This window comes from Halomonas elongata (genome assembly GCF_029081005.1).
Lineage (GTDB): Bacteria > Pseudomonadota > Gammaproteobacteria > Pseudomonadales > Halomonadaceae > Halomonas > Halomonas elongata_B.
Genome location: NZ_JAJQTQ010000008.1, coordinates 79,115 through 92,475, shown reverse-complemented (window position 1 = coordinate 92,475; position 13,361 = coordinate 79,115). Strand labels below are relative to the sequence as shown.

The following is a 13,361-nucleotide window of genomic DNA, read 5'->3' as shown; positions in this document are numbered from 1 at the left end:
GCTCTACCCGGGAGCGGGCAACGGCGGCAATGAACGACGATATTGTTAGGCAGGTTACGAAAAATAACGTATCGATCAGGCACTTCCGTGCTGTCCCTGGGCCGTTAACTGCGTCTTTCGGCTGGCCGTCACCGCCGTAAATCCATAGAATGGCGAGCCGACATGCGCCTCGGCGCGTAGCCACCGGACCCCGCAGGAAGCGGCCATACAATTCAACGCGACAGGGCAAGGGAAATCGCCCGGAGCAATCCCGGGGCGGTAGCGTGCCTCGGAGAAACCTGGAGTCTTTTATCACCATGGCAATGGATGCCTGGCTTAGTACATTCAGTGTGATCGCCGTACTGGTGGCCCTCGCGGCCACGCGCATCGCGGCGGACGCCATCCTGATGGCGGCGATGGCGTTTCTGGTGGTCAGTGGTGTGCTCGCGCCCGCCGAGGCCCTGGTCGGCTTCTCCAATACTGGCGTCATGACCATCGCGGCCCTCTATGTGGTCGCCGCCGGACTCAAGGAGACCGGCGCCGTGCAGTGGGTGGCGAATAGCCTGCTGGGCCATCCGGATACGCTCAAGAAGGCACAACTGCGGGTCATGCTGCCCGCCTCCAGCCTCAGTGCCTTCATGAACAACACCACCGTGGTCGCCATGTTCATCCCGGCGCTGCAAGAGTGGTCCCGCAAGCTCAAGATGCCCCCTTCCAAGCTGCTGCTGCCGTTGAGCTACACGGCCATCCTCGGGGGCACCTGTACCCTGATCGGCACCAGTACCAACCTGGTCGTCGATGGCCTCCTGCAGAGCGAGAAGGGCGTGGCACTGGGCATGTTCGATCTGGCCCAGGTCGGCCTGCCCATGCTGCTGGTCGGCGGAACCTTCCTGATGCTGTTCGCCGACCGCCTGCTGCCGCGTCGCGAAGGGGTGATCGAGCAGCTCGACCTGGCACGCGAGTACAGCGTCGAGTTCGTGGTCAACGACAGTGGCCCGCTGGCCGGCAAGACCATCGCCGAAGCCGGGCTGCGTAACCTGCAATACGGCTATCTCACCGACATCGAGCGCGATGGCCGCCTGATGACCGCCGTGCCGCCCGACACGCAGCTCGAAAGCGGCGATGTCCTGGTCTTCATCGGCGCGCCCGAATGCGCCCGCGAGCTGCGCCAGGTGCGTGGCATCAGCCCCGGCAGCGACGACATCCATAAACTCGACGTGGCCAATCACCACCGTTGCCTGGTGGAAGCCGTGATCGGCCCGGACTTCACCGGCGTGGGCCACACGGTGCGCGAGGCCCGGGTGCGGTCGCGTTTCCAGGCGGTGATCCTGTCGATCTCCCGCCAGGGGCGACGCCTGCCCGGCAAGGTCGGCGACATTCGCCTCCAGACGGGCGACACCCTGCTGATGGAAACCGGCCACGATTTCGTCGATCAGTACCGTTATCGCCGCGACTTCCTGCTGGTCAGCGCGCTCAACGACTCCACGCCGCCCAGCTTTCACAAGGCGCCGATCGCGCTCTGCGTTCTCGGCGCCATGGTGCTGGCCGCCGGGATCGGCCTGTTGTCGATCTTCGAGGCCGCCTTGCTGGCGGGTGGCGGCATGCTGGTGACCGGCTGCATCACCGTCAGCAAGGCACGCCGCTACATCGACATTTCCGTGCTGACCGTGATCGCCGCCTCCTTCGCGCTCGGCGCCGCCATGACCAGCTCCGGCGCCGCCCAGACCATCGCCGGCGCGGTGGTCAGCGACAGCATGTCGCCCTGGCTGGCCCTGGCCGTCGTCTACCTGCTGACGACGCTGTTCACCGAGATCATCACCAACAACGCCGCGGCGGTGCTGATGTTCCCCATCGCCATGTCGGTGGCCGACCAGCTCGGCGTCAGCTACATGCCATTCGCCATCGCCATCATGTTCGCCGCCTCGGCCAGCTTCATGACCCCGCTGGGCTACCAGACCAACCTCATGGTCTACGGCCCCGGCGGCTACCGACTGCTCGACTACCTGCGCCTCGGCGCACCCCTCAGCCTGCTCGTCGGCAGCACCGCGATAGGGCTGATACCGATGGTGTGGGGGTTCTGATCGTTAGCTTGAAGCCGGAAGCTTGAAGCTGGAAGAAAAAGCAACACCTACCCCAGAACCACATTGATTGGGTTTGACGTTGGGTTTACTTCCAGCTTCCAGCTTCAAGCTTCCAGCTATGGTCCAGCCGCGAAGCGGCGCTCTTCAAGCTCAGATCAGCTTCCAGCTAACCTCCAAGGAGCCTCTAATGTCAGAGCATGATGATGTGCGTTGGCAGCAGCGGTTTGCCAACTTCAAGAGGGCGTATGCTCAGCTGGCGGGTGCGTTGGCGTTGATGGAGCAGCGCAGCCTCAGCGACCTCGAGAAGCAAGGCACGATACAGGCGTTCGAGTTCACCTATGAGCTGGCCTGGAACCTGCTGCGCGACTACCTGATCTGGCAGGGTACACAAATGATCTCTGGGTCGCGCGATACAATTCGTGAAGCTTTCAAGCTGGAGCTGATCAGTGACGGTCATGCCTGGATGGCGATGCTGCAGGATAGAAACCGGACCGTGCATACCTATAACGAGGCCACTGCCAATGAGATTCTCGAGCACCTGAAGAATCGTTATGGCGTGCTTTTTGAAGAACTCAGCAACACTTTCGACGAGCTGGAAGCCAATGAAAGTCGCCCGCCGGGGGGTGAGGTATAATGGCAACTAGGTTCGGGCTTTTAGAAGATGACATCGCCAGGTTGTGTGGCGTATTTGAGCGCTACCCAAAAATAGACCAGGTGCTGCTGTATGGTTCCCGAGCCAAAGGAAATTACCGACCCGGCTCTGACATCGACCTGACTATCATCGGTGAAATTGACTGGCAGATGTTCAACCAGCTCACCACCGAACTCGATGACTTGCTCTTGCCGTACCAGATCGATCTATCGATCTACCAGCATATCGATAACGACGAACTGAAAGCGCATATCCAACGCCACGGACAAGTGATGTACGCACGGAGCGGAAGCCGGAAGCCATCTTCAGCTTGAAGCCGGAAGTAATCTTTAGCTTGAAGCCGTCCTTAGCTTGAAGCCGGAAGCTTGAAGCTGGAAGAAAAAGCAACACCTACCCCAGAACCACATTGATTGGGTCTGACGTTGGGTTTACTTCCAGCTTCCAGCTTCAAGCTTACAGCTATGGTCCAGCCGCGAAGCGGCGCTCTTCCAGCTCAGATCAGCTTCCAGCTTACAGCTAATCAACAAGGAGTTTCTTTTGACCCATTTCGTAACGGACGATATCCGCGATCGCTTGCTTGCCGGTGTCGAGGCGGCGGGGCGCGAGGTGCTGGAGATCTACAATCGGACCTTCCAGGTGGAGACGAAGGAGGACGATAGCCCTCTGACCGAGGCGGATATGGCGTCTCATCACGCCCTGGTCGCCTTGCTCGAGGCCGTGACGCCAGAGGTGCCGGTGTTGTCCGAGGAATCCGGCGACATCCCCTATGAGACGCGTCGCGCCTGGGAGCGTTACTGGCTGATCGATCCGCTCGACGGCACCAAGGAATTCATCAAGAAGAACGGCGAGTTCACGCTCAACGTTGCTCTGGTGGAAAATGGCGATCCGGTGTTCGGCATCGTTCACGCCCCGGTGCTCGACACCACCTGGTTTGGACAGGTCGGCCAGGGCGCCTGGAAGATGGAGAAGGGCACGTCCCATCGTATCGAAGTGCGCACCCTGCCCGAAGCGGGCAGCGAACCCTGGAAGGTCGTCGGCAGCCGCTCCCACGGCGCCGAAGCATTCGAAGCCTTCTGTGCCGGCCTGCCGGAACACGAGCGAGTCTCCATGGGCAGCTCGCTCAAGCTGTGCCTGGTCGCCGAAGGGCAGGCGGACCTCTACCCCCGCCTCGCCCCCACCAGCGAATGGGACACCGCCGCCGCCCAGGCCGTCGTCATCGCCGCCGGCGGCGAAGTCCTCAACGCCGAAACCCTCGAACCCCTGCGCTGCAACCAGCAGGACTCCGTCCTCAACCCCTGGTTCATCGTCAGCGGACAACGCCACGAACGGTGGACGAGCGCACTGAGTGAAGCGCTCAGCGCGAGCTGAAAGCCGGAAGCTAGAAGCTGGTTTAAGCTGGAAGAGCGCCGCTTCGCGGCTGGAAGCTAGAAGCTGGAAGAAAAAGCAACACCTACCCCAAAACCGAAGTACTCGGGTTTGACCTTGGGGTTACTTCCAGCTTCAAGCTTCCGGCTTCAAGCTTCAAGCTCACAGACATATTTCTGACCCAACGGACCAACCGATATGGAAATAACCCCCGAACGTCAGACTCACCTCAAACAGCTCGAGGCGGAGTCGATTCACATCATTCGCGAGGTGGCTGCGGAGTTCCGTAACCCGGTGATGCTGTACTCCATCGGCAAGGACTCCTCGGTGATGCTGCATCTGGCCCGCAAGGCCTTTTACCCCGGGACACCGCCGTTCCCGCTGATGCACGTCAACACCACCTGGAAGTTCAAGGAAATGATCAAGTTCCGTGACCAGATGGCCGAGGAGGCCGGCATGGAGCTGATCGAGCACATCAACCAGGAAGGGGTGGAAGCCAACATCAACCCCTTCGATCACGGCAGTTCCAAGTACACTGACGTGATGAAGACCCAATCGCTCAAGATGGCGCTGGACAAGTACCAGTTCGACGCCGCCTTCGGCGGTGCGCGCCGCGACGAAGAAGCCAGCCGTGCCAAGGAGCGCGTCTTCTCCTTCCGCGACAAGCACCACCGCTGGGACCCCAAGAGTCAGCGTCCGGAGCTGTGGAACGTCTACAACTCCAAGGTCAACAAGGGCGAGTCCATCCGCGTCTTCCCGCTCTCCAACTGGACCGAGCTGGATATCTGGCAGTACATCTACCTCGAATCCATCCCCATCGTCCCGCTGTACTACTCCGCCCCGCGTCCGGTCGTCCACCGCGACGGCATCGACATCATGGTCGACGACGACCGCCTGCCGCTCGAAGAAGGCGAAGTCCCCGAGGAAAAATGGGTCCGCTTCCGCACCCTCGGCTGCTACCCCCTCACCGGCGCCGTGGAATCCAAAGCCACGACCCTGCCCGAAATCATCCAGGAAATGCTCCTGACCAAAACCTCGGAACGCAGCGGCCGCGCCATCGACCACGACCAAGCCGGCTCGATGGAGAAGAAGAAGAGGGAGGGCTACTTCTAACGCGCCTCCGGCGCGTTAGAGCAGCCGGAAGCTTGAAGCTTGAAGCTGGAAGTTCACACCTCCCCATATGAGCTAGTCTGCAAAGATAGCCATGGAGGCGAGGAAATGAGATGGACTTCGAAAAGCTGCAAGTGTGGAAGCGGTCGGCTAGGTTATCGGCCGAGCTGTACAAGGAAATGCGTAATTTACGTGACTTTGGTTTCAAGGATCAGATTACGCGCGCCGGCCTATCAGTTCCCAGCAACATCGCGGAAGGCATGACTCGTGGAACCCAGAGGGATAAATGCAGGTTTCTGTTGATCGCCAAAGGGTCATGCTCCGAATTGCGAACACAAATCTACATCGGTATCGACATTGGCTATATCGACAAGGCTATTGGTCACCGATGGATACAGGAAACCCGTGAAATTGCCTCCATGCTCTCCGGGCTGGTAGGTAAAATCACCAATGAATAAATCTGCTGTGTAGCGAACGGGGGTGGAAGTTCTTCCAGCTTCCAGCTTCCAGCTTCCAGCTTACAGCTAGGATGTTTAGCTATGTCCCACCAATCGAGTCTTATCGCTGACGACATCGAAGCGTATTTGAAGGAGCACGAGAACAAGGATCTGCTCCGTTTTATCACCTGCGGTAGCGTCGATGACGGTAAATCGACGCTGATCGGTCGGTTGCTGCATGATTCCAAGATGATCTACGAGGATCAGTTGGCGGCGATCACGCAGGCGTCGAAGACCAGCGGGACCACCGGGGATGAGGTGGATCTGGCGTTGCTGGTGGATGGTCTGCAGTCCGAGCGGGAGCAGGGCATCACCATCGATGTGGCGTATCGCTTCTTCTCGACCGACAAGCGCAAGTTCATCATCGCCGATACGCCGGGGCACGAGCAGTACACCCGCAACATGGCGACCGGGGCGTCCACGGCGAGCCTGGCGGTGATTCTGGTCGATGCGCGCCATGGCGTGCAGACCCAGACGCGCCGGCACAGCTTCATCGCTGATCTGCTGGGCATTCAGCACCTGGTGGTGGCGATCAACAAGATGGACCTGGTCGACTACTCCGAGGCGCGCTACAACGAGATCGTCGAGGAATACCAGGACATCGCCAACAAGCTCAATGCCCCGGATATCCGCTTCGTGCCGATGTCGGCGCTGAAGGGCGACAACGTGGTCAACAAGAGCGAGGCCATGAGCTGGTACGACGGCCCGGCGATGCTCGAGCTGCTCGAGACCGTCGAGATCCGTCATGACCAGAACCTGCGTGACCTTCGCCTGCCGGTGCAGTACGTCAACCGGCCGAACCTGGACTTCCGCGGCTACTGCGGCACGCTGGCCGCCGGCGTCCTGCAGCCCGGCCAGGCCGTGCGGGCCCTGCCTTCCGGCAAGACCTCCAAGGTCGAGCGCATCGTCACCTGGGACGGCGATCTCGACGTCGCCTATCCGGGATACGCCGTCACCGTGACCCTGGAAGACGAGATCGATATCTCCCGGGGTGACTGGATCGTCGCCGAGGACGCCCAGGTGCCGCTGGCCACCAGCTTCGAGGCGGACATCGTCTGGATGCACGAGAAGGCCCTGGAGCCCGGCAAGCTGTACGACCTCAAGCTCGCCACCCGCGACATGGCCGGCAAGGTCAAGGCCATCGACTACCAGGTCGACGTCAACACCCTCGAACAGCGCCATGCCGATCACCTCGACCTCAACGCCATCGCGCGCTGCCAGGTGGAGCTGACCGCACCGGTGCCGGTGGATGACTACCGCACCAGCCCGGGCACCGGCAACTTCATCATCATCGATCGCCTCACCAACATCACCGTGGGCGTCGGCATGATCCACCAGCCGCTGGAAAGCGAGCTGCCCTACGAGTTCCGCGACAACGACAGCAAGGCCAACGTGGTGTGGAACCGCACCAGCGTCACCCAGGCCATGCGCGAGCAGCTCAACGGCCACGAAGGCAAGTGCGTCTGGCTGACCGGCTACTCCGGTTCCGGCAAGTCGACCCTGGCCAACGCCCTGGAAGTGGAGCTCAATCGCCGCGGTTACCACACCATGCTGCTCGACGGCGACAACATCCGCCATGGCCTGTGCAAGGACCTGGACATGGGCGAGGAGGATCGTGCCGAGAACATTCGCCGGGTCGGTGAAGTGGCTCGCCTGTTCGCCGAGGCCGGGGTGATCGTCATCACCGCCTTCATCTCGCCGTTCCGCTCCAATCGCGATGCAGCCCGCGAGCTGTTCGACGAGGGCGACTTCATCGAAGTCCACGTCGATACACCGCTGGATGTGTGCGAGCAGCGCGATCCGAAAGGCCTCTACCACAAGGCTCGCGAGGGGCGCCTCAAGGACTTCACCGGGATCAACAGCCCCTACGAAGTGCCGAAGAACGCCGAGGTGACGGTCAACACCGAAACCATGAGTCAGCAGGACATCATCACCCACTTGCTCAAGGCGTTGTAAAACCTTGTTGCAAGGTTGTTCGAGAGCGGCCTTCTAGAACGGCCCTTCGGGCAGAGCCTTGCAAACAGGGGCCTCGAGTGGCGCTTCGATGAAGCGCCACTCGGGCGGGCGGTGTCATGCTGAAAGCGCAAGGAAACCATCATGGAACATCAACAACGAAACGGCAGAGCCAGAAGCGGTGCCAGCGTATTGCTGCTGGCTCTGGCGATTGGCCTGACGGGCTGTGCCGCCCAGCAGGGCCAGGGTACGTCCGGCTCGGTCATCGTCGGGTCGCAGGGCACGCCGTTGGGGGCGAATCTCAATGGCTTCCTCAGTCAGTCCGCTCCCGGTTCGACCGTGGTGCTGGAGCAGAGCCCCTGGGGTGGCACCGTCGAAGTCATGGCGGATGCGCCTTATTACGCGGCGAGTGGTCGTACCTGCCGGCAACTGCAGGTCATGAATCTGCAGCGTAGTGACGTGCGTTCCGCCGTGGCCTGTGAGACGGCCGATGACAGTTGGGTCTCGCAGCGACTGGTGACACAAATTCAGGCAGGGGGGACGAGCCGGTGATCAACCGCGATACCTCGACATTGAGAGCGGCGTTGGTCGCGGGCTTGCTGCTGCTGCCCGGTCTGGCCAGTGCACAAAGCTTCTTGCAGTCAAGCACGACCGTCCAGCCACAACAGCAACAGAGCCAGGGGCAGTCATCCGCTTCCCAGGGCGGAGGGCAAAGCAGCAACGTAGATGCGACGCCCCGCGCCAACTGGGACAGTGCCAACTATGGCCCGGTGCCCAACCCGGATTATGGACTGAAAGCCAATCCGCCCAAGACCGAAATGGAAGAGCTGTCGCCGTTTGGTGCCAATCTCTTCGAGGGCGGCTTTCGGGGCACCATGGCCGATGGCCTCAACGCCGATTATCAGATCAAGCCCGGCGATCAGGTCACGCTACGCGCCTGGGGGGCCGTGGAACTCGACCAGACGGTGCCGGTGGATGCCCAGGGCAACATTTACATTCCCTCGATCGGTCCGGTGCCGGTACAGGGCATGAGCAGCCAGCAACTGGATGCGCAGGTCAGGCAGGCCATCAAGAACGTCTATCCCCAGGACGTCGAGGTCTACACCAATCTGCAAGGCGTCCAGCCGGTGGGCGTGTTCGTCACTGGCTATGTCGAGAATCCGGGCCGCTATGCCGGCACCCCGTCGGATTCGGTACTCTACTTCCTCGATCAGGCGGGGGGCATCGACAAGTCGCTCGGTAGCTACCGCCAGATTCGTGTAGAGCGTGATGGTCGCGTAGTCGCCAACGTCGACCTGTACGATTTCCTGCTCGACGGTGAAATCGAGCGCCCGCAATTCAAGGACGGCGATACCATCGTGGTCGAAGAGCGTGGGCCGGCGATCGCTGTGACGGGTGACGTACACCGTGAATACCGTTACGAGCTGCAGGGCGAACAACTGACGGGATCGGAAGTCACTCGCCTGGCGCGCCTGCAGAGCGGGGTCTCGCATGTACTGTTGCGGGGCGACCGTGCCGATGGTCCCTTTGCCGAGTACATCGCACTCAACGATTTCGGCAGCCAGACCGTGCGCAGCGGCGATGAAGTGTTGTTCAGTTCCGACCAGCGCGAAGAGACAATCGTCGTAGAGCTCGAAGGCAGTTTTTACGGCCCTTCCCGTTACGCCTTGCCGCGAAACGCACGGCTTGGCGAGTTCCTCGATGCGATCGACGTACCCAAGGACATGACCAGTGTTCGGGACATCTCGATTCTGCGTGAAAGCGTCGCCACACAGCAGGAAGCCGCGCTCGAAAAGAGCCTGCAGCGTCTGCAGACGACCTACCTGGGTTATCCGGCGCGTACCGCCGAAGAGGGCAAGATCCAGGTACAACAGGCTGAGTTGATCGAGCGTTTCGTGCAGAAGGCCTCGAAGGTCGAGCCCTCCGGGCAGCTGGTCGTGGCTCGCGGGAACAGCGGAATCGCCGATGTGCGCCTGCAGGATGGTGACGTCGTCAAGATTCCCGAGACCAACGATGCCATCCTGCTCAGTGGCGAGGTCACCATGCCCCAGGCCGTGGTCTACACCCCGGGCATGTCCGTCGAGGATTACATCGATCAGGCCGGTGGCTTCACGCCGCGCGCCAACGACGACAAGATCCTGGTGGCGCATCGCAATGGGGCGGTCATCCCGGCCGACGATGCGAAGCTACGTGCCGGCGACGAGATCATCGTGTTGCCGAGGGCACCGACCAGCAACCTCGAGCTCGCCAAGTCGATCACGCAGATCCTCTATCAGGTTGCCGTGGCCACCAAGGTGGCACTCGACCTGTGATGTTCTCTATCGGCAACGAAGCACGAATGGTCAAGCGGCGTTTACGCCGCTTGACCGCTTTCCGACCGGTGGATTAAGCCATGTTTCAAATATTCTCACGCGGGGCCCATGGCACCGAACGTTCGGCATGGGAGGTCACGCGTAGCGTCTGGTACGCCATGTTCATGCGCGAGGCCATCTCGCGCACCATGACCGACCGCATGGGCTGGTTCTGGATGATTGCCGAGCCCATGGCCTTCACCCTGATCATGGTGGGCATCCGAGGCTTCATCCGCGGCGATCGCCTGATCGTGGGGGCCGAGTTCATCCCCTGGATGATCGTCGGCTTGATGGGCTTTTTTCTGATCCGTGAAGGCATGATGCGTGCCCTGGGATCGATCGAAGCCAATCAGGCATTGTTCGCCTATCGCCAGGTACAGCCGGTGGACTCGGTGCTGGTGCGCAACTTCCTCGAAGTGATGCTGCGTACCCTGATCTTCCTGCTGTTCATCGCCGGCGCCCTGATGCTGGGGATGGATCTCACTCCCGATCATGCGCTATATGCCATGTGGGACTGGTTCGCCCTTTGGTGCCTGGGCCTCGGGCTAGGCCTGATCGTCTCGGTGGCCGGCAGCCTGGTGCCGGAAATCGCCAAGGTCGTTCGGATGATCAACATGCCGCTGTTGATTCTCTCCGGCGTGATCTTTCCCCTGAACAGCCTGCCGCACTGGCTGCTCGAGTATGTGATGCTCAACCCCATCGTGCATGGCCTGGAAATGCTGCGTGCCAGCTTTTTCGAGGGCTACCAGGTAGTGCATGGCACCAGCATGACGTACTACTGGATGTGGACGCTCAGCACTCTCGCACTGGGCTTGCTGATGCATATGCGTTTCAAGGACCGGCTGAAGGCCAGATAACCAGGCGCTAGACCCCACAGGCAATTCATGATCGAAATTCGTAATCTTTACAAGCGCTACCACAATCACCATGGCAGTCCCTGGGTGCTCAAGGACATCAACCTCTCGTTCCCGCAAGGGGTGAGTGTCGGCCTGGTGGGGCGTAACGGAGCGGGTAAATCGACGTTATTGCGCTTGATTGCCGGCATGGACCACCCCGAGCGGGGCAGTATCGAGCGCAATTGTCGCGTTTCCTGGCCGATCGGCCTGGCCGGCGGCTTTCAGGGCTCGATGACGGGCCGCCAGAACGTCAAGTTCGTGGCGCGCGTTCATGGCGGGCGTAACAAGGAACAGGAAATCATCGACCGAGTGCAAGCCTTTGCCGAAATCGGCGATGCCTTCGATGAGCCCATCAAGACCTATTCCTCCGGCATGCGCTCAAGGCTCAACTTCGGGCTCTCCCTGGCCTTCGACTTCGATGTCTACCTCTCCGACGAGGCGACCTCCGTCGGTGATCGTGCCTTCAAGGCCAAGGCGACCAAGGCCTTCAAGGACAAGGTCGGCCAGGCGAGCCTGATCATGGTGTCCCACGGCGAAGGCATTCTCAAGGATCTCTGCCAGGCCGGGGTGTACCTCCGCGACGGCGAAGCCACCTGGTATGACGACGTGGAGGATGCCATCGAGGCGTACCATGCCGAAACAGATGGCAATAGCGAAGACCATCCGCTCGGCCCGCCGGTACGGCCCAAGCGCCTTCCCGAGCCGTCGACACTCGCGCAGGCGCGTCAGCAGCTGCAGAAACGGCGCCAGGAGCTGCAGAGTGCCAAGGCGAAGTTCGAAGAAGCCAGGGAAGAGGACCTGCCCCCTCGTCAGCGAAAGCACTATGGCGACGCCTTTCGAACCACCCAGCAGAATCTCCAGGATGCGCAGGAGCGACTCAAGGCATTTCAGAAACAGCGCCAGAACAACCAGGACAAGAGTGCCGAATAGCAGGGCGCCGATGGTCCCTGGTTATTGATTCGAAAGCTGTTGCAGCGCCAAGCGTACTCTCACCGTCTGTCAATGAAGCGGCCTCAGGCATTCCATGGAATGCCCTGAAGCAGCCTTCAAGAGTACAGAAGTCTTCACGTTACCAGGTTTGTTGCTAACCATATGGCCTCAAAAGATCACATCAAAAGCGTATTGAAGAAACAGCCACAGTGGGTTCTTGCCTGTGTGGCCATCTTGCTGGTTGCCTTCTACTGGGCGTTCTGGGCCGAGGACCGCTATGTCTCGCGTGCCACTGTGGTGCTGGAAAGCCCGCAGCTTTCACAGCCGGATGTCAGCTTCTCCTCGATCCTCACTGGTACCTCCAGCGATACGGACCTGCTGCTATTGCGCGAGTACCTGCTCTCGGTGGATATGCTCAAGCAAATTCAGGAGCAGCTCGATTTCCGCGCCCATTACAGCGAGCACGGTGATGTTTTCGCTCGGCTGCGTGATGCCGATGCCCCTATTGAATCGCTTCACGAGTACTACCAGAAGCGTGTCAGCGTGGAGATGGACGAGTACTCCGGTGTACTGAATATCGAAGTACAGGCCTATACGCCGGAGTTTGCCCATCAAATGGTGCAGTTGCTGCTCGATGCCGGCGAGCGCCACATGAACGACATGGGCCAGCGGCTTGCCGAGGAGCAGATGCGTTTTCTGGAGACGCAACTCGACCGCCTCAACGAACGGCTGAAAGAGGCACGTACCAACCTCCTGGAGTTCCAGAACCGTGAGGGGCTGGTATCACCCACGCAGACGGTGGAAAGCATCAACCAGGTTGTGGCCATGCTCGAAGGCAACCTGGCGCAGCTGCAGGCCCAGCGCAAGGCCATTTCCAGCTACCAGAGCAGCCGCTCGGCCGATATGCAGCGCGTACAGAGCGAAATCGACGCCATGCGCGAGCAAATCCAGAAGCAGCGTGACCGGCTGGCCCAGGCCACCGGGGAATCGCTCAACCGGGTTTCCTCCGAGTACAAGACCCTCGAGCTTCAGGCACAATTCGCCCAGGAAACCTACTCCAGCGCACTCTCGGCCCTGGAGAACACCCGCCTGGAAGCGGCCCGCAAGCTCAAGCAGGTCAGCATCCTCCAGAGCCCGCTGATGCCGGAATATCCGACCAAGCCGGATCGCCTCTACAACACCACCGTCTTTGCCCTGGTCACCATCTTTCTGGCCTTCATTCTCAGCATGCTGGTGCTGATCATTCGTGACCACCGCGATTAAAGGGGGGCGTGGGCTTGGAGGTGTAACATCTTTATTAGACTGATGTCAGGCCTTTGCAATTTATCATCATTAGTAAGAAGAGGGAAACGTACTAGATCCGAGCGCGTCAGTGCCCAGTATATCTCTTCATTTATCACCGGAATCTTGGCATGAAAAGCTTATGCTTTTAATATGAAAAGTTATGAGAAACTTCGCGGTCGTGGGTTTCGATGTTTTAGCCCATCGGTAGGAAGATAATGTACAAATAAATAAGTATCTGGGGATGAAGTCCAATGTCGTGCCCT

General features: G+C 60.2%; 12 protein-coding genes. All 12 read left to right on the top strand.

The features are described from left to right. Positions 1 to 296: 296 nt before the first annotated feature. The 12 genes from LU493_RS08090 to LU493_RS08035 all read left to right on the top strand — a co-directional run bounded on the left by LU493_RS08090 (position 297) and on the right by LU493_RS08035 (position 13,077). Positions 297 to 2,060 carry an SLC13 family permease gene (locus tag LU493_RS08090; protein ID WP_275287279.1) on the top strand — a complete coding sequence of 588 codons (1,764 nt, stop codon included), beginning with the start codon at positions 297 to 299 and terminating at the stop codon, positions 2,058 to 2,060. 187 nt (positions 2,061 to 2,247) lie between these two features. Then, the gene (locus LU493_RS08085) at positions 2,248 to 2,694 is read left to right on the top strand and encodes a nucleotidyltransferase substrate binding protein (protein ID WP_275287278.1); all 447 of its coding nucleotides are present in this window, start codon (positions 2,248 to 2,250) and stop codon (positions 2,692 to 2,694) included. Beyond that, positions 2,694 to 3,026 carry a nucleotidyltransferase domain-containing protein gene (locus tag LU493_RS08080; RefSeq protein WP_275287277.1) on the top strand — a complete coding sequence of 111 codons (333 nt, stop codon included), beginning with the start codon at positions 2,694 to 2,696 and terminating at the stop codon, positions 3,024 to 3,026. The genes LU493_RS08085 and LU493_RS08080 overlap by 1 nt, the downstream gene beginning before the upstream one ends. 223 nt (positions 3,027 to 3,249) lie before the next feature. Then, entirely contained in the window at positions 3,250 to 4,080 is an 831-nt protein-coding gene (cysQ, locus tag LU493_RS08075; protein ID WP_275287276.1) for a 3'(2'),5'-bisphosphate nucleotidase CysQ, read from the top strand. A 195-nt stretch (positions 4,081 to 4,275) separates the two neighbouring features. Beyond that, positions 4,276 to 5,190, top strand: a complete 915-nt coding sequence (gene cysD / locus LU493_RS08070) for a sulfate adenylyltransferase subunit CysD (RefSeq protein ID WP_275287275.1) — start codon at positions 4,276 to 4,278, stop codon at positions 5,188 to 5,190. Positions 5,191 to 5,300: 110 nt separating this feature from the next. Further along, positions 5,301 to 5,645 (top strand): four helix bundle protein, encoded by a 345-nt coding sequence (locus LU493_RS08065; protein WP_275287274.1) that lies wholly within the window; start codon positions 5,301 to 5,303, stop codon positions 5,643 to 5,645. Between the two features lie 81 nt (positions 5,646 to 5,726). Next, on the top strand, positions 5,727 to 7,640 hold the full coding sequence (gene cysN / locus LU493_RS08060) for a sulfate adenylyltransferase subunit CysN (RefSeq protein ID WP_275287273.1): 1,914 nt from the start codon (positions 5,727 to 5,729) through the stop codon (positions 7,638 to 7,640). Between the two features lie 141 nt (positions 7,641 to 7,781). Beyond that, on the top strand, positions 7,782 to 8,189 hold the full coding sequence (locus LU493_RS08055; RefSeq protein WP_275287272.1) for a DVU3141 family protein: 408 nt from the start codon (positions 7,782 to 7,784) through the stop codon (positions 8,187 to 8,189). Further along, complete coding sequence (locus LU493_RS08050; protein ID WP_275287271.1) at positions 8,186 to 9,949, top strand: polysaccharide biosynthesis/export family protein; 1,764 nt, start codon at positions 8,186 to 8,188, stop codon at positions 9,947 to 9,949. Before LU493_RS08055 ends, LU493_RS08050 begins: the two co-directional genes overlap by 4 nt. An 80-nt stretch (positions 9,950 to 10,029) precedes the next feature. Next, positions 10,030 to 10,845 carry an ABC transporter permease gene (locus LU493_RS08045; RefSeq protein ID WP_275287270.1) on the top strand — a complete coding sequence of 272 codons (816 nt, stop codon included), beginning with the start codon at positions 10,030 to 10,032 and terminating at the stop codon, positions 10,843 to 10,845. A gap of 27 nt (positions 10,846 to 10,872) precedes the next feature. Next, positions 10,873 to 11,814, top strand: coding sequence for an ABC transporter ATP-binding protein (locus tag LU493_RS08040; RefSeq protein WP_275287269.1), 942 nt, complete (start codon positions 10,873 to 10,875; stop codon positions 11,812 to 11,814). Between the two features lie 162 nt (positions 11,815 to 11,976). Next, positions 11,977 to 13,077: a chain-length determining protein gene (locus tag LU493_RS08035; protein ID WP_275287268.1), complete on the top strand. Its 1,101-nt coding sequence runs from the start codon at positions 11,977 to 11,979 to the stop codon at positions 13,075 to 13,077. The last annotated feature ends 284 nt before the right edge of the window (positions 13,078 to 13,361 follow it).